A 16,506-nucleotide genomic window follows, 5' to 3' on the forward strand; every position below is an offset into this window, starting at 1 on the left:
ATTACGTCGTTTCTCTATTTACTAACTCTGGTAATAACTCTATATGCTTCACATCTAATTTCTCTTCATTAATCTTTTCATATAATAATTCAAACGCTTTTACTCCAACGTTTTTACTAGAATGCGAAATCGTCGTTATACCCAATATATCTGCCACCTCTTGATCATCACACCCGATAATCGTAATATCCTCTGGAATACGAATTCCTTGTTTTTTTGCTTCTGTAACCATCCCCGCTGCAATATGGTTACAAGATACAAGGAACGCCGTCGGTTTTACTGACATATGAGCCCATTCTCTAATTACATTGCGTCCATCTTCCACTGTAAAACAACCCTCAAATTTCCAGGTCTCTAGCGGTGTTACGATACTCTGTTGAAGCGAATCTTCATATGCCTTCTTTCGTCTTTGGCTATTAACACTATTACTTCTTCCAATACAATATCCAATATGTGTATGACCGGCATCTATTAAGCTTTTCATCCCAAGTGAAAATACTTTGTAGTAATCGATATGGACACTTGAAATGCATTTTGAATCTATTTCTTCACACATAACAATCGGGCCGAATTTTGTATATTCTTCAAGCTTCTCCTTACTATTTGCCCGAGAACAAATAATAACCCCATCAAGCTTTTTCATTTTTAACATATTTAAAATTTCTAGTTCTCTTTCTTCGCTATAATTCGTCTGGCAAAGCATCATATTATAATTATTCTTGGCTGTCTCTTTTGATATCCCCTCGATAATAGCGCTATAATATTGATCATTTACGTGTGGTAATAAAACGCCAATTACATTCGTTTTTCCTTTCACTAAATGAATCGCATTCACGTTTTGCGTGTAATTTAATTCTTCTATAATCGCTAAAATTTCTTTTCGTTTCTGTTCATTTACGTACGGATGATTATTTAGTACACGTGAAACAGTTGAAACAGATACTCCAGCAAGTTCAGCAATCTTTCTTATATTTGTCATCTCATTTTCCCCTTCTCACAAAAATTCTCCCTTGACCTGGTAAGCTTTCCACAATATATCCTTTCCTAGCAAATACATTTAGAAAGGATATACAACTATGCTTCGATTCAAATTAGAATATATATTTTTCATTGGCGGTTTACTCATTCTTGCCATCGGTATTAATATGATGACGACAATTACTTCCTTTGGACTTAGCCCTTATGATTCCTTCTTTATTGCACTATATCAAAATTTTGGCATAAGTATTGGTTTTTGGATTTTTATGATTAACTTTGCCTTTACACTTATCGTACTCTTTTGGAATAAAAAACAAATTACAATCGGTACAATTGTAACGATGGTTCTTATTTCTCTTTTTGTTGATTGGATTGGTTCCATTACAACTATTATGGACGCTATCCGCTCTCTTCCAAAATATATAACACTTATTTGCGGAAATCTATTCGTTGGAGCTGGAATTGGTCTTTACGTCTCTACAAACCTTTGCGCAGCGCCTCAAGAAGCTTTCGTTTTAACGGTTGCTGAGAAGAAAAAATGGACGTTTAGAAGAACAGAGATTTCATTAGCCTTTTTATTTTTAACGTTAAGCTTTTTATTAGACGGACCTATCTATTTTGGAACAATCATCTTATCCTTTACAACAGGCTGGATTATCCAAGCATTTATTCAAGTTGGTACGCAGATTTTAAATAGAAAAGAGCCTATTAAGCAAGCTGCTTAATAGGCTCTTTCTGTTTTATGGTAAGGATACTACTTAGCATCCCCTTCAATTCGATAGTTCGCTTTCAAACAATCTATTTCTTCATACCCTTGCAACGTATGTAGAATATAATCATAATCAGCAAGAGACGCACGATGCGTTACAATTACAATTTCAGCCTTTCCTTTCTCTTCAAGCGGCATTTGAATAATTTTCTCAAAGCTAACTCCGCGCTCAGAGAACAATGAAGTAATTTTTGCAAATACACCAATTTCGTCTTTTACATGCAGTCTTAAAAACTTTTTCACGACAATTTCGTCTGGCTCTTTTAATACTTTTTGATATTGTGGGACTACAGCACTATTTCCTGTTACCCCTAATCTAATATTTTGCATTACAGCAACTAAATCCGAAACAACAGCTGTCGCTGTTGGTAAACTTCCTGCGCCTGGTCCATAAAACATCGTTTCCCCAACTGCTTCACCGTAAACATACACAGCGTTATATTCATTTTGTACTGCCGCAAGAGGATGTGTATTTGGAAGTAAAGTTGGTTCAACTGTAACCTCCAATTTTTCACCATCTCGTTTTGCAAGACCGATTAATTTAATTGTATAACCTAAGCTCTTACTATATTCAATATCTTCCTCTGTAATAGAGGTAATCCCTTTTACTTTCACGTCTCCAAGCTCTACATTTGTAGAGAAACCGAGAGTAGCTAAAATCGTCATTTTTCTTGCTGCATCTAAACCTTCTACATCTGATGTTGGATCTGCTTCTGCAAATCCAAGTTGTTGGGCTTCTTTTAACACGTCGTTATATGCTCTCCCTTCGTCTGACATTTTCGTCAAAATAAAATTTGTCGTTCCATTTACAATTCCCATTACTTTCGTAATAAGATCTGAGGAAAGTCCTTCTACGATACTGCGTAAAATTGGAATTCCCCCTGCCACACTCGCCTCATAGAATAAATCAGCCTTATTATCTTTTGCTGTCGCTAATAGTTCCGCCCCATGTAATGCCATTAAGTCTTTATTTGCAGTTACAACATGCTTTCCGCTTTTTAAAGCTTGTAAAATATATGATTTTGCATCATCAATGCCACCCATCACTTCAATGACAACATCAATATTTGGATTATCTAAAATTTCATTTGCATCTTGTGTTAATAGAGTAGAAGGTACCTCTACCTCTCTCTCTTTCTCAATGTTTTGCACTAATACTTTCGTTACCTTCACTGGACAACCTACTTGGTGTATGAGTCGTTCTTGATGATCCGTAATAATACGAACCACACCACTGCCAACTGTCCCAAGACCTAATAACCCAACTTGAATTTCTTTCATAGTACTGTCCACCCCTCAAAAATTGTGTTTAGATGAAATTATATGAGTAAAAAATCTGAAAAACAATGTATTTTGAACATTCGGAAAAATAAAGGTTAATCTTTACAAGGAAAACGTTGCCACGTGTTACACAATCTTTCTTTACAATATATAAGGGGTTTCTTGATACACGTAATAATTCAACCAATTAGAAAACAATAAATTACCATGACTCCTCCACCTAACAAGCGGCTTTTCATCTGGATTATTATGTTTAAAATAGTTTTTTGGCACATCAATATTTAATCCCTTGTCACGATCTCGTTCGTATTCTTGTTTTAACGTCTCACAACTATATTCGCTATGTCCAAGGGCAAACACTTGCCTTCCTTCTGGCCCAATAACAAGGTGAACACCTGCTTCTTCAGAGTTTGCTAACAATGTTAAGTCTTTCACTCCTCTAATATCATTCTCTCGTACTTCTGTATGACGAGAATGCGGAGCAAAAAACAATTCATCAAATCCTTGTAACAATTTCACATGTTGCTCGCAAACTTCATGTTCAAATACACCGAACATTTTTTCCTTAAGGGGATACTTTGGAACACCATAATGATAGTACAAGCCAGCCTGTGCTCCCCAGCAAATATGGAGCGTAGATGTTACATTCGTTTTTGAATACTCCATAATATGTTTAAGCTCTTCCCAATAATCTACCTCTTCAAAAGCGAGGGTCTCCACTGGCGCTCCTGTAATAATGAGCCCATCAAACTTTTCATTTTCAATATCACGAAACGTTTTATAAAAGCTTGTTAAATGTTCTTGCGTTACATTACGAGATAGATGTGATTCCATATGAAGCAAATGAACATCTAATTGTAACGGTGTGTTTCCAATTAAGCGAAGTAATTGCGCCTCTGTGTCTTGCTTCGTTGGCATTAAATTTAATATAGCAATTTTTAAAGCGCGTATATCTTGTGTTTCCGCTCGCTCCTTCGTCATTACAAAAATATTTTCTTTTTGTAACACTTTGCGAGCCGGTAAATCTTTATCAATTATGATCGGCATGTGTTTTGCCCCCAACTAGAGCTGCTTCCAAATCTGCAATAATATCAGAAACATCTTCTATACCAACTGATAAACGAATTAAATCAGATGTAACACCAGCTAAACGCTGATCTTCAGCATTTAATTGTCTATGCGTCGTACTAGCAGGATGTATAACGCAAGTTCGTGCATCAGCTACGTGCGTTACAAGAGTTGCTAGTTTTACATTTGCGATAAATTCTTTTGCTGCTTCTAATCCGCCTTTAATACCGAAAGTTAAAACACCACTAGCGCCTTTTTTCAAGTACTGTTGTGCCAATGAGTAATTTTCATTACTATCTAAGCCCGGATAATTCACCCATTCAATACGTTCATGGCTAGCAAGCCACTTAGCAACTGCAAGAGCATTTTCACTATGACGTTCCATTCGTAAATGCAATGTTTCTAAGCCAATATTGCTAATATATGCATTGAATGGGCTCATACAATTTCCATAATCTCTTAATAGCTGAACACGTGCTTTCACAATATACGCTGCTGCACCAAAGTTTTGAACGTAACTTACACCGTGATAACTTGGATCTGGTTCAACAAGTTCAGGATACTTTCCATTTGTCCAATCAAAGTTTCCACCGTCAATTACAATACCGCCTAAGGAGCTCGCATGCCCATCGATATACTTCGTCGTAGAATGAACAATAATATTTGCCCCATGTTTAAACGCCTGGCATAAATAAGGAGTTGCTAATGTATTATCAACGATAAAAGGTACCTCTAATTCTTTAGCAGCAGCTGAAAATTCTTTAAAATTTAAAACATTCATCGCTGGATTTCCTAACGATTCTGCATAGATAAGTTTCGTCTTGTCATTAGCAAGCGCCGTAATTTCATCTGCCGTTAAATTTGGATTAAAGAACGTAACATCAATACCCAGTTTACGCAAACTCACTCCAAATAAATTAAACGTTCCCCCGTAAACCGTTGAAGAACAAAGTAAATGATCCCCACTACTACAAATATTTAAAACTGCGAGCATAATAGCTGCTTGCCCAGAAGCCGTTGCAACAGCTCCTACACCGCCTTCTAAATCTGATAACTTCTGCTCAAATGCGGCTAGAGTAGGGTTTCCAATACGTGTATAAATATATCCTTCTGCCTCTAAGTTAAATAGGGCTGCTAAATCATCTGAAGTATCGTATTTATATGTTGTACTTTGATAAAGTGGTAAAACACGTGGTTCACCATTTTTTGGCGTATAGCCACCTTGCACACAAATTGTTCCTTTTCCCCATGATTCTCCCATCTCTCATTCTCCTTTCTTTTATACAAAATAAAAAACTGCCCCTTTCCTGAAAACAAGAAAGGAGCAGTTTGAAAACACGCTCTAAAGGCTCTTTCTTATCTCTCAGGATTACTACCTGCAGGATTTGGCACAATTCCGTTATACGGCTGTTGCCAAGGTTTCATCGGGCCTGTCCCTCCACCTTTTCTTGATAAGACTATGCAATTACCGTTGATTTTATAGCAATAATTTCCTAATGTCAAACAGTTTTTCTGAATGTTCTAAAATAAATGTTAACAGTTTCATATAAAGCAACAAAAGAAATATATTCTAGTCTATTTCAAAAAAGACCTTTAAAAACCTCAAATCAATCTATAAAATTAAATAAGTAATTTAACCTATAAATTCAAATTCCCCTAAAGTTAGCCTATATGTTGAATAGGCCATCTTCTCAAAAAGATACTATATATATTCAATCCATTTTTCACTAGTATATTTCACTTTTTTACCTACTAAGATTTACATAACGGAGGTATAACATGACAAATAAAAAAGATATGCAGTACATACTTGCTCTATATGGCATTCTTCTAGGATCTATAGTAGGAGCTACAGTCTGGTTATTTTTAGTCACAATAAATATTGGAATCCACTTTATTTGGGGATACTTGCCTGAAGTTCTCTCTTTTCCCTCTTATTACACCCTTTGCGTAACAATAATTGGCGGGGTCCTTGTTGGTCTATCACAAAAACATTTCGGTACATACCCACGCCTTATGCCTGAAGTGATGGCTGAATATAAAAAAACTGGTCGAATCGAATATCGCTTTGTCCATCAGGCTACTTTAACGGCGATTATTGTTTTAATTTTCGGTGCTAGTCTTGGTCCAGAAGCCGCACTAGTTGGAATTATAGGCGGACTGTGCACATGGGTAGGGGATCGCTTTAAATTTGCCTTAAAGGGTATGAATGAGCTAACCGAGATCGGAATTGGAGCTACTTTAAGTGTCATTTTTAACGCACCATTATTCGGTTATTTAGCACCAAATGAAAATGAGGGGGAACAAATTGCTGCTTTTTCTAAAGGAAAAAAGGCGATTGTATACTTAGCTACTACTTTCGCAGGTTTTTCTGTTTATTTACTACTGAGTAAACTCGATAATCGTGGATCCTTTATTGTTGATTTCGGGGAAGGTGCACTTTCTTTCAATGAATGGATCGCATTTCTTCCACTTGCTAGTATCGGTGCTATAGTTGGTTTCTTTTATTTCAAGTTAGAATTCACATTAGAGAAGTTAATTCACCCTTTTAGGGAATACAAACTGACACTCGGAATTATCGGTGGTATTTTATTAGGAATTGCGGGAACTTTTCTTCCGTACACATTATTTTCAGGGGAACATCAATTAAAAGAATTAGTTGTTGAATGGAGCCATTTATCTTTTTGGATACTACTTCTTTCAGGGATTTTAAAGTTGTGCATTACTGCCGTTTGTTTGAACACAGGGTGGCGAGGTGGACATATCTTCCCAATTATATTTTCCGGGTCAAGTATCGGATACGCTGTAGCATCTATTCTTCCTATAGATCCAGTAGCATCTGTTACCATCGTAACGACAGCAATTTCAAGCTATGCGTTACGAAAGCCAATAGCTATAACATTACTATTACTTATGTTTTTCCCGCTTAATTTACTATTGCCCATGCTTGGTGCAGCTGCTATCGGGAATGCCTTTCCGCTGCCAAAACATAACGAAAATAAAAATTAATAAAAATAGGCAGTGGGGATGAAAGCCCCACTGCCTATTTTTTTATTACACATGCTGCTTTAATAACGCTTCTAACTCCTCAAAATTATGCACTTCATATGTCGGTATAATCCCACTATCATTTAATTTCCTTTCTGGATTAAACCAACAAGTATCAATTCCCGCTACATATCCACCTTTAATATCCGCACTTAATGAATCTCCAATAATCAGCCCTTCTTCAGGTGCAAAGTTAGGAATCCGTTCAAAAACATAATCAAAATACTCTTTCATCGGCTTTTGAAAACCTGTATCTTCCGAAACAAAAACATCTTTAAACAATGAATGTAACCCTGCATTACGCAAACGTTTATCTTGCGTCTTAGAAACACCATTTGTCACTATATACAACTCATACTCCCCTTGAATTTGATTTATAAATTTAAACGCACCTTGCATGAGTTGATTTCCTTCTTCTAAGTAGTTACGGTAATTATTTTCGAATAATATTCCGTCTACTTCTTCTCCATACTCTTTAAACAACAGAGAGAATCGTGTATTTACAACTTCATTGCGTGATAGTTCACCTTTTTCAAAAGCATCCCAAAGACCTTTATTTATTTTTTTATAACGAGCCTTTATCTCGTCTGTTAAAGGGATTTCCTTCTCTTCAAAAAGCACCCGTAAAGCCACTTTTTCAGCCTTTTGGAAATCTAATAATGTATCATCTACATCAAATAGCAATGTTTTATATTTTTTCATAAACTCATCACACTCTCTTTTCTACAAAAACAAATTTACATAAATCGTATCATTCCTTCTTGTAAAGATAATAGGAGATATCTCATACTATACATAGGGGTGAAAATATGAAAATCAGCAAAAATGAGGAAGAAATTTATCAATACATGCAAATCCATCAATTCCATACCCTATTTTCATTTCATGTCTTGCCATATGTAGAGCTACATTCTTTTCAAACGAAAGAGATGATATGTAGCGAAGGAAATACTCTCCCTTATCTCTATTACTTAATTTCTGGGAAGGCAAAAATATATATGAGTCATAAAAACGGGAAGGTTTCATTAATTAATTTTATTCAAGCACCATCTTTTATCGGGGAATTAGGATTAATAGGAGTAGAAAATATTACTAAGTCCGTTGAAGTACTAGAAGATTGTGTGTGTTTGGCACTTCCTCTTAAAGATTGTCAGCAACTTTTATTACAAGATGCAACGTTTTTACAGCACTTATGTAAATTTATTGGAGAAAAGACAATTACTCGCACTGAAAATTACGCAAAAAACTATAGTTATCCTTTTGAAAATCGATTAGCTGCTTTTATTTTATTAACAGAGCAAAATAATTGTTATATAGAAAAGCATACCGAGGCCTCGGAATATTTAAATGTCAGCTACCGTCATCTTTTATATGTATTAAATCAGTTTTGCCAACAAAATTATTTAAGAAAAGAAGGCCGAACATATTATATACAAGATCGAAATACATTAGAAAAACTTGCTGATGAACTAAAAATATAAAAAAACAGCATTAACGTTTACATGTTAATGCTGTTTTTTCGAGTGACGATTATACTTTTAATTAAAATTTACTTGCTACTTTAGCTGCTTCTTCAAGACCTGCAGCAATGATTTCTTCTGCTTTATCTGGGAATTGGTTATGCCCTTCAATAACTACTGTTTCCATGTTTGTTGCGCCGAAGAAGCCCATCATACTTGCTACATATTTAACAGCCATTTCTACCTCAGCTGCTGGACCTTCTGAATATACGCCGCCTCTTGCATTTAATAATGCAATCTTCTTATCTCCGATTAGGCCAACTGGACCCTCTGGCGTATATTTGAACGTTTTACCAGCACGGTTTAAATAATCAATATATGTGTGCAATACTGCTGGAATCGTTAAGTTCCATAATGGGAAGCCGAAAACAACTTTATCAGCTTCTAGGAATTGATTTAAATACTTATCAGCAACTGCTACTGCTTTTGCTTCTTCTTCTGTTAAATCAAAGCCTTTACCTGCCTTGAATGTACCATTAATCATGTCTACGCCTACATATGGTAATTCTTCTTTATATAAATCAAGTTCTACTACTGTATCATTTGGGTGTGCTTCTTTATAGTTTGCTAAAAATGCCTCATATAATTTTACACTAACCGCTTGTTCCGCTGGACGGTTATTTGCTTTAACGAATAAAACTGTTGCCATTATTTATTCCTCCTAGTACTCACTCTTATGTTGTTATATGCTTTCAAAAAAGGTATCCCTTGTAATTGTTGTTTTGTTGCTTACAAACATATTTTATCTTTATATAAAGACAATTTCGTCCTCACATAGACGTATTTTTTCATAAAAAAAGTCCACCTTCCAAAGGCGAACTTGGTCTTACGACTTTCGTCTTATACAATTCCATTTTTCACTGCATATAATGCCGCTTGCGTACGATCAGATAAATTCAACTTACTCAAAATGCTACTTACATGCGCCTTAACCGTCTTTTCTGTAATAACTAAAACAGATGCAACTTCCTTATTGCTCATCCCTTTCGCTAATAGCTGCAATACTTCATTTTCTCTCGCTGTTAGCACATCCACTTGAATAGAAGGTTCTTCTTCCTTTTCTTCTACAGGTAATGTTTGAGAAAGAAGAGCATTTGCTATATCCGGATGTAATTGAATATTACCTTTATATGCGCTTCGAATAGCCTCAACAAGCTGATCTGGTTCTACATCTTTTAAAATATACCCACTTGCTCCAGCCCTTAATGCAGGTAACACATGCGCCTGATCAGAAAAGCTAGTTAATACAATTACTTTCACATTTGGATACTCTTTTTTAATATATGCCGTCGCCTCAACACCATCCATTTCAGGCATGTATAAATCCATTAATATAACATCGGGAGTTGTTTCTCCTACTTTCACTAACGCTTCTTTCCCATTATTCGCTTCTCCAACTAACTCTAAATCTTCCTGTGTACTTAAGAAAAATGCTAATCCTTTTAAAACGACTGTATGATCATCAACTAACAATACTTTTATTTTCACAAACTTCCCTCATTTTCACATCATAATGGTACATTTACTTTTACGCTCGTTCGTTTATTACTACTTACAATTTTAATTGTTCCACCAACTAATTCTACTCTTTCACGCATCGTAATCATACCTAGTGATTTCTTTTCTTTTATATTCTTTTCCACAAATCCCTTTCCTTGATCAACTATTTCTAATGATACATTTTTCTCATTCACTGTAAAATAAATCGTCGCTTCTTTTATACCTGCATGCTTACTTACATTGTTCAGTGCTTCTTGGCCTATGCGCCACAAAGCTTCTTCTACTACACGAGGTAAATCACGAACACCCGTAACTTGCTCCCTAATTTTCAGTCCCAAATTTTCACCGTACTGCTTTAGAGCTGGCAATAATCCTTTTTCTAATCCCGCCGGACGAAGCTGCCAAATTAATGTCCTCATTTCTTTCAAAGCTCCTTGCGCAAGTTCACGCATCTCATGCAAAGATTGATCTACCTTTTCATTTTTACCTTTTAAAACTGCCTCGGCGCCTTTTGTCATGAAGGTTAATGAAAATAATTTTTGCGAAACAGAATCATGTAAATCTCTTGCTAACCGATTTCTTTCTTCCATTCGCACAAGTTCACGGCGCTGCTCGTTTAACCTCAAATTCTCTATTATTAACGAAACATGGTTCGATAATGCTTGAATTACGTCTATTGTATTAGCATCAAACTCTCCATTATTCAGGCTAACACATAAAACACCAAATATATGGTTTTGAATATGTATTGGTGTAGCAATAACAGCTCGATTTAGATGTACATTATGTCCTATTTGATGTTTTATTAGAACTGGTTCATCTTGTTCTAACGCCCTCTTGGCCGCCTCTTTTATATCCTCTTTTAACTCTTCCTGAACGTAAGACGCTCGCAGAGATAATTCTTTTTCCTCCCTAATAAAAAGCGCTACTTGATTCCATTGAAATACTTCACCTACGTGATTTACCACTTTTTCAGGTAGTACATTAAACTTATGAATCGTTTTTAAATCTTGAATGAAACGCTCTAATTTCACATAATAATGTGCTCTTCTCTTTTCATTTTCATATAATTTTGTTCGCTTTAAAGCCGTACCAATTTGGAAGGCAACCGATTGGAGTAATACTAATTCTTCTTCTGAAAAATGTGTTTTACCCGGACTTGCAACATTTAACAACCCAAATTTTTCTCCCCCAGCTTTTAAAGGAACCGTAGCATGATGAAGAATGCCCTCCGTATCCCCCCAATTATATTCAATTGCATTATTAATTCTTTTACATTCAATAATATTAACGGCTCTCTCTAATTTTCCATCTACAAAACCTCGTAAACACCAACATTCACCTTCGCACATCGGGCGTTTATTTTCATATGTAAGTGCCTCTGGTAATTGATAATCAATTAACTTCGTATACTTCCCATTTTCATCCGCAAGAAAAATCCATCCTGTCGTTAAACCTGTTACACTTAGTAATTTCTCTAGGACAGCTTGCAATACATGATATGTATCATTTGATGTATTTAATGTTTCTGCAATTTCCTTTAATATAACTAATTCATTTGTACGATTATCTCGAAACATACTCAGTCTCCTGCATACAAGATTTTAAATAGCTCTTAAAATAAATCATCTACTTTTCACTTTGTACTTATTCGTAACATTGATATAATGGTGAGAACATAGTTTTCATTATATCACTCGAGGGGGCTTTCATAATGACATTAAATAAAGCACTTACTATCGCTGGTTCTGACACAAGTGGCGGTGCTGGTATACAAGCAGATTTAAAAACATTCCAAGAACTGGGCGTATACGGAATGACATCTCTTACAACAATCGTAACGATGGATCCACATAACGGTTGGGCACATAACGTATTTCCAATCCCAGCTTCTACATTAAAACCACAATTAGAAACAACAATTGAAGGTGTTGGCGTAGACGCTTTAAAAACAGGTATGCTTGGATCAGTAGAAATTATTGAAATGGTTGCAGAAACAATCGAAAAGCACAATTTCAAAAATGTAGTAGTTGACCCTGTTATGGTATGTAAAGGTGCTGATGAAGCATTACATCCTGAAACGAATGACTGCTTACGTGACGTTCTTGTTCCAAAGGCATTAGTTGTAACACCAAACTTATTTGAAGCTTACCAATTAAGTGGCGTAAAGATTAATTCTCTTGAAGACATGAAAGAAGCAGCGAAAAAGATCCATGCTTTAGGTGCGAAATACGTCCTAATTAAAGGCGGTAGCAAACTTGGTACGGAAACTGCAATCGACGTCCTATATGATGGAGAAACATTCGACCTTCTAGAATCAGAAAAAATTGATACGACAAATACACACGGCGCAGGTTGCACATATTCTGCTGCAATTACAGCAGAACTTGCAAAAGGAAAACCTGTGAAAGAAGCAGTAAAAACTGCTAAAGAATTCATCACGGCTGCTATTCGTTACTCATTCAAAATTAACGAATACGTAGGGCCAACTCACCATGGTGCATATCGTAAATTTGTTGTATCAAAAGAGCTTGTCTAATATATAAATAAAAAACACTCACAAAGTTCATACATTGCCTCTGTGAGTGTTTTTTATAAGCTTTATGTCTTCTGGTCATCTTATCTTTAAGATACAGAGCTGACCTTATTTCTACCATTTCGTTTCGAGTAGTATAACGCATCATCCGCCGCTTGAATAAATTTCTCCGGTGATTCTTCATATTCTGAAACCCCCACCGAAACTGTAATTTTTATTTTCGTTCCATCTAACAATTGAAATGGGTGACTTTCAACAGCTGTACGAATTTGCTCGCCCATACGAATTCCGTAAGCTAATCCCTTATTCGGTATCAAAAGCGCAAACTCCTCTCCACCCTTTCGAAAAGCCAAATCTGGAAATTGTGAAGTTTCTCGTAAAATACATCCTACTTGTTTTAGCACTTCGTCCCCTGCAGGATGCCCGTACGTATCATTTACATACTTAAAGTGGTCAATATCTATAAGTAGTAAACAAAACGAATCATTTTTCATGTTCTTATTACTAATATGACGATTCATCTCTAAATCAAACTGTCTTACGTTTCCTAAACCTGTCAATGCATCTATCGTTGCGTATTGTTTCATCTTTTGAAATAACTCATTGGATTGTAAAACATAATTTGCACTTATGAATGTTATGTAACCTGTAATAATACTAGAAATTAAATATAATCCCACTATGTGGATCTCTTTAATTAACCATATATATAACGCTGGGATTAGAATAGATAAAATATATGTGTGTAACCATACCCACTTTCCCCCTAAAGAAAGCTTCATGCGCGAAATAAAGATACTCCCTATTCCTATCGCAATGATTGTATAAAAAGCCACTTGAGAAGCTAATGAATAATCCATAAACAACAGTCTAGTTACTAAAATCATACCAATTGTTATGGTACTCGCTATCGGTCCTCCAATAATAACAGCTAGAATAACAGCTAAATAGCGTAAATCCAATAGAATGGTACCAACACGAACACTGAAATACATTAATACTATACCTAGTATCCCAGTAAAAATGCCTACTACACATTTCTGCCCAAAAGAGAATCCTTCTTTTAACGGCTTATCCCTTAAAAGCTGACCCCCAATAAAAATAAAGGAAAGAATAATTGTTGTATTTACAAATAAGTCCCTTAACATAAAATAATCTCCCTACTTTTCCATCTATCCCCTTCCTGACTTTATTGTATACGAAATACCTTTAATTCCCAAAGGTTTTGTTTATTTTTGCTGTTCCACGTGAAACAGCAAAAAAATAAAAAGAGCGAAAACTCGCCCTTTTTCATTAACAACAGCGTGATATTTTTCCACCCTTTGCATTAAATCTTGCTTCTTGTGCCTCAGCAAAAAATTGCTTTTGACATACAACCTCTTCTTCAGGATGATGCTTTTTCATATGCTCCACATATACTTCATAACTTGGTACCCCAACGAGCAAACTAATAAAGCGTTTTCTTTCACCCCATACTTGCCACAACTTTTTAAGCATAGTTCCTCGACTCACTTTCATCTCTAGGAATATATGGTGCCTCTTTTAACGGCATTGGCTTATTTCTTAATACTTGGATCCAAATTCGAAGTGCTGAAATTAACACAGCGATTACAACTATCATAAAAATTCCGCAAAGCGCTGCATCGATATAATCATTGAAAATAATTTGCTTCATTTGAGCAACATTTTTTGCTGGCGCTAACACTTTTCCCTCATCTAATGCTCCCTGAAATACCTTTGCATGCGATAGAAATCCAATTTTAGGATTTTCATGAAATAGCTTTTGATATCCCGCCGTCATCGTTACAATCAGCAACCCGACAGTTGGAATAAGTGTTACCCAAACGTATGCCTTTTTTCCCATTTTGAACAAAATTGTCGTTCCAAGTAATAATGCAATACCTGCTAGCATTTGATTTGCAATACCGAAAAGTGGCCATAATGTATTAATTCCACCGAGCGGATCTATTACCCCTTGGTATAAGAAATATCCCCACCCTAATACACATAATGTTGTAGCGATTACATTCGCTAATGTAGAATCCGTTTTCCCAAATGGCTTATATACATGCCCTAAAATATCTTGAATCATAAATCGGCCGACACGCGTTCCGGCATCAATTGTTGTTAAAATGAATAGAGCTTCAAAGAGAATCGCAAAATGATACCAAAATGCCATCATGGCCGTTCCACCTATTACTTGTGAGAAAATATATGCCATACCTATCGCTAATGTTGGCGCACCACCTGTACGTGATAAAATTGTTTGCTCTCCAACATTTACAGCGAGATCTTTTAGTTCATTTGGTGTAATAGCAAATCCCCATGAGGAAATAACTTGAGCTGCCTGCGAAACATCTGTACCGATAAGTGCTGCGGGGCTATTAATTGCAAAGTACGTTCCCGGTGTTAATACACAAGCCGCAATCATCGCCATCGCTGCTACAAACGACTCCATTAACATTGCTCCATAACCGATTGGCTGTGCGTGCCCCTCTTGCTCGATCATCTTCGGCGTCGTACCTGATGAAACGAGAGCATGGAATCCAGACACTGCACCACAAGCAATAGTAATAAATAAGAACGGGAATAAGTTTCCAGAAAACACAGGACCAGTTCCATCAATAAATTTCGAAACTGCTGGCATTTGTAAATCTGGTGCTACAATTAAGATACCGATTGCTAACCCTACAATTGTTCCGACTTTTAAAAATGTACTTAAATAATCACGTGGTGCTAAAAGCATCCAAACTGGTAATGCCGATGCGATAAATCCATATACAATAAGCATAATAGCAATTGTTTCACCACTAAATGTGAACATACTTGCAAGTGTTGGATTTTCTGCTACATACTGTCCTCCAACAAGAGATAAAATAAGTAGGATAATACCAATTACTGATCCTTCTCCAACACGACCAGGCCTAATATAGCGCATATAAACTCCCATTAAAATAGCGATAGGAATCGTTGCTGCTATCGTAAACATTCCCCAAGGACTTCCGATTAGTGCCTTTACTACGACTAACGCTAATACTGCTAATAAAATAATCATAATTCCTAAAATACCTATCATTGCAATTAGTCCTGTAACAGGTCCAATCTCATCTTTAATCATTTCTCCTAACGATTTACCATTACGTCTCATCGAAGCAAATAAAATGACAAAATCTTGGACAGCCCCCGCAACAACTACCCCAACAATAATCCAAATGGTTCCTGGTAAATATCCCATTTGTGCTGCTAAAATCGGTCCTACTAAAGGTCCCGCCCCAGCAATCGCTGCAAAGTGATGGCCAAACAATACCCACTTATTTGTTGGAACATAGTCTTTCCCATCGTTTAATGTATGGGCTGGTGTTTGCCGATTATCATCTAAATTAAAAACCTTTCTCGCTATAAATCTACTATAAAAGCGGTAAGCAACTGCATATACACATACGGCAGCTACTAAGAGCCATACAGCATTAATGGTTTCACCTTGTGATAAAGCTATTACCCCAAAAGCACCTGCTCCTACTGCTGTAATAACGCCCCAAAGTAAAATCGATTTCAATGTCTTCACATACAATTCCCCCAATACTATTTCTTAGTGGAGATTGTACTAAATTTTCTGAATATTTAACTTGAATCCTCCCTATCATGAAGGATTTTCAGTTTATCATGTTAAAATACTCTCATTACCTACTATAATTCAATGTTATTTCGAAGGCGTTTTACATAATTACGACTGACTGGAATCGGTTGCTCATCATACCTATCTAAATACAAATTATACGTGCCATTATAATAAGGTTTCAGTTCTT

16 protein-coding genes and 1 riboswitch are annotated in these 16,506 nt (G+C 36.0%); of the genes, 4 read left to right on the forward strand and 12 right to left on the reverse strand.

What is annotated here, in order from left to right:
- Position 1: 1 nt before the first annotated feature.
- On the reverse strand, positions 2–979 hold the full coding sequence (locus ACQGS6_RS01615; RefSeq protein WP_000181959.1) for a LacI family DNA-binding transcriptional regulator: 978 nt from the start codon (positions 977–979) through the stop codon (positions 2–4).
- A gap of 97 nt (positions 980–1,076) precedes the next feature.
- On the opposite strand from ACQGS6_RS01615, the gene ACQGS6_RS01620 reads away from it, so the two are divergent.
- Complete coding sequence (locus ACQGS6_RS01620) at positions 1,077–1,703, forward strand: YczE/YyaS/YitT family protein (protein WP_000943411.1); 627 nt, start codon at positions 1,077–1,079, stop codon at positions 1,701–1,703.
- 29 nt (positions 1,704–1,732) lie between these two features.
- On the opposite strand, the gene ACQGS6_RS01625 is transcribed toward ACQGS6_RS01620, so the two are convergent.
- The 3 genes from ACQGS6_RS01625 to ACQGS6_RS01635 form a co-directional block, all read right to left on the reverse strand.
- Positions 1,733–3,028 (reverse strand): homoserine dehydrogenase, encoded by a 1,296-nt coding sequence (locus tag ACQGS6_RS01625; protein WP_000659109.1) that lies wholly within the window; start codon positions 3,026–3,028, stop codon positions 1,733–1,735.
- Between the two features lie 141 nt (positions 3,029–3,169).
- The gene (metA, locus tag ACQGS6_RS01630; protein ID WP_001121538.1) at positions 3,170–4,075 is read right to left on the reverse strand and encodes a homoserine O-acetyltransferase MetA; all 906 of its coding nucleotides are present in this window, start codon (positions 4,073–4,075) and stop codon (positions 3,170–3,172) included.
- Positions 4,059–5,357 carry a bifunctional O-acetylhomoserine aminocarboxypropyltransferase/cysteine synthase gene (locus ACQGS6_RS01635; RefSeq protein WP_426964853.1) on the reverse strand — a complete coding sequence of 433 codons (1,299 nt, stop codon included), beginning with the start codon at positions 5,355–5,357 and terminating at the stop codon, positions 4,059–4,061. Before ACQGS6_RS01635 ends, metA begins: the two co-directional genes overlap by 17 nt.
- A gap of 92 nt (positions 5,358–5,449) precedes the next feature.
- Positions 5,450–5,554: riboswitch (SAM riboswitch) on the reverse strand.
- Positions 5,555–5,875: 321 nt separating this feature from the next.
- Between ACQGS6_RS01635 and ACQGS6_RS01640 the strand changes: the two genes are divergently transcribed.
- The gene (locus tag ACQGS6_RS01640) at positions 5,876–7,105 is read left to right on the forward strand and encodes a chloride channel protein (protein WP_000182466.1); all 1,230 of its coding nucleotides are present in this window, start codon (positions 5,876–5,878) and stop codon (positions 7,103–7,105) included.
- 45 nt (positions 7,106–7,150) lie between these two features.
- Here the strand turns inward: ACQGS6_RS01640 and ACQGS6_RS01645 are convergent, their stop codons facing one another.
- Positions 7,151–7,846, reverse strand: a complete 696-nt coding sequence (locus tag ACQGS6_RS01645; RefSeq protein ID WP_426964854.1) for a YjjG family noncanonical pyrimidine nucleotidase — start codon at positions 7,844–7,846, stop codon at positions 7,151–7,153.
- A gap of 107 nt (positions 7,847–7,953) precedes the next feature.
- Here ACQGS6_RS01645 and ACQGS6_RS01650 point away from each other — a divergent pair, with 107 nt between their 5' ends.
- Positions 7,954–8,625: a transcriptional regulator YeiL gene (locus tag ACQGS6_RS01650; RefSeq protein WP_000703312.1), complete on the forward strand. Its 672-nt coding sequence runs from the start codon at positions 7,954–7,956 to the stop codon at positions 8,623–8,625.
- Between the two features lie 61 nt (positions 8,626–8,686).
- Here ACQGS6_RS01650 and ACQGS6_RS01655 read toward each other — a convergent pair whose 3' ends face one another.
- From ACQGS6_RS01655 to ACQGS6_RS01665, 3 genes are all read right to left on the reverse strand, one after another.
- On the reverse strand, positions 8,687–9,313 hold the full coding sequence (locus ACQGS6_RS01655) for an FMN-dependent NADH-azoreductase (RefSeq protein ID WP_000246724.1): 627 nt from the start codon (positions 9,311–9,313) through the stop codon (positions 8,687–8,689).
- Positions 9,314–9,504: 191 nt separating this feature from the next.
- Positions 9,505–10,152, reverse strand: a complete 648-nt coding sequence (locus ACQGS6_RS01660) for a response regulator (RefSeq protein ID WP_000695813.1) — start codon at positions 10,150–10,152, stop codon at positions 9,505–9,507.
- 20 nt (positions 10,153–10,172) lie between these two features.
- Positions 10,173–11,744, reverse strand: coding sequence for a GAF domain-containing sensor histidine kinase (locus tag ACQGS6_RS01665; RefSeq protein WP_000488129.1), 1,572 nt, complete (start codon positions 11,742–11,744; stop codon positions 10,173–10,175).
- A gap of 134 nt (positions 11,745–11,878) precedes the next feature.
- On the opposite strand from ACQGS6_RS01665, the gene pdxK reads away from it, so the two are divergent.
- A complete protein-coding gene (gene pdxK / locus ACQGS6_RS01670; protein ID WP_000174252.1) occupies positions 11,879–12,703 on the forward strand; it encodes a pyridoxine/pyridoxal/pyridoxamine kinase in 825 nt (274 codons plus the stop codon).
- Between the two features lie 86 nt (positions 12,704–12,789).
- On the opposite strand, the gene ACQGS6_RS01675 is transcribed toward pdxK, so the two are convergent.
- The 4 genes from ACQGS6_RS01675 to ACQGS6_RS01690 form a co-directional block, all read right to left on the reverse strand.
- The gene (locus tag ACQGS6_RS01675) at positions 12,790–13,848 is read right to left on the reverse strand and encodes a GGDEF domain-containing protein (RefSeq protein WP_069604734.1); all 1,059 of its coding nucleotides are present in this window, start codon (positions 13,846–13,848) and stop codon (positions 12,790–12,792) included.
- 145 nt (positions 13,849–13,993) lie between these two features.
- Positions 13,994–14,197 carry a YbdD/YjiX family protein gene (locus tag ACQGS6_RS01680; protein WP_000914504.1) on the reverse strand — a complete coding sequence of 68 codons (204 nt, stop codon included), beginning with the start codon at positions 14,195–14,197 and terminating at the stop codon, positions 13,994–13,996.
- Positions 14,190–16,265 carry a carbon starvation protein CstA gene (gene cstA / locus ACQGS6_RS01685; protein WP_000854311.1) on the reverse strand — a complete coding sequence of 692 codons (2,076 nt, stop codon included), beginning with the start codon at positions 16,263–16,265 and terminating at the stop codon, positions 14,190–14,192. The genes ACQGS6_RS01680 and cstA overlap by 8 nt, the downstream gene beginning before the upstream one ends.
- Before the next feature lie 122 nt (positions 16,266–16,387).
- The coding region (locus ACQGS6_RS01690) for a LytTR family transcriptional regulator DNA-binding domain-containing protein (protein WP_426964855.1) at positions 16,388–16,506 on the reverse strand (119 nt) is incomplete at its 5' end.

The sequence above is a fragment of the Bacillus sp. GMs2/2 genome (genome assembly GCF_050172095.1).
GTDB classification, from domain to species: Bacteria; Bacillota; Bacilli; order Bacillales; family Bacillaceae_G; genus Bacillus_A; species Bacillus_A cereus.

What these genes read in the sequence shown, in the direction of transcription:
- ACQGS6_RS01615 (WP_000181959.1), bottom strand. Translation starts at nt 979, where the DNA reads ATGACAAATATAAGAAAGATTGCTGAACTTGCTGGAGTATCTGTTTCA.
- ACQGS6_RS01620 (WP_000943411.1), top strand. Translation starts at nt 1,077, where the DNA reads ATGCTTCGATTCAAATTAGAATATATATTTTTCATTGGCGGTTTACTC.
- ACQGS6_RS01625 (WP_000659109.1), bottom strand. Translation starts at nt 3,028, where the DNA reads ATGAAAGAAATTCAAGTTGGGTTATTAGGTCTTGGGACAGTTGGCAGT.
- metA (WP_001121538.1), bottom strand. Translation starts at nt 4,075, where the DNA reads ATGCCGATCATAATTGATAAAGATTTACCGGCTCGCAAAGTGTTACAA.
- ACQGS6_RS01635 (WP_426964853.1), bottom strand. Translation starts at nt 5,357, where the DNA reads ATGGGAGAATCATGGGGAAAAGGAACAATTTGTGTGCAAGGTGGCTAT.
- ACQGS6_RS01640 (WP_000182466.1), top strand. Translation starts at nt 5,876, where the DNA reads ATGACAAATAAAAAAGATATGCAGTACATACTTGCTCTATATGGCATT.
- ACQGS6_RS01645 (WP_426964854.1), bottom strand. Translation starts at nt 7,846, where the DNA reads ATGAAAAAATATAAAACATTGCTATTTGATGTAGATGATACATTATTA.
- ACQGS6_RS01650 (WP_000703312.1), top strand. Translation starts at nt 7,954, where the DNA reads ATGAAAATCAGCAAAAATGAGGAAGAAATTTATCAATACATGCAAATC.
- ACQGS6_RS01655 (WP_000246724.1), bottom strand. Translation starts at nt 9,313, where the DNA reads ATGGCAACAGTTTTATTCGTTAAAGCAAATAACCGTCCAGCGGAACAA.
- ACQGS6_RS01665 (WP_000488129.1), bottom strand. Translation starts at nt 11,744, where the DNA reads ATGTTTCGAGATAATCGTACAAATGAATTAGTTATATTAAAGGAAATT.
- pdxK (WP_000174252.1), top strand. Translation starts at nt 11,879, where the DNA reads ATGACATTAAATAAAGCACTTACTATCGCTGGTTCTGACACAAGTGGC.
- ACQGS6_RS01675 (WP_069604734.1), bottom strand. Translation starts at nt 13,848, where the DNA reads ATGTTAAGGGACTTATTTGTAAATACAACAATTATTCTTTCCTTTATT.
- ACQGS6_RS01680 (WP_000914504.1), bottom strand. Translation starts at nt 14,197, where the DNA reads ATGCTTAAAAAGTTGTGGCAAGTATGGGGTGAAAGAAAACGCTTTATT.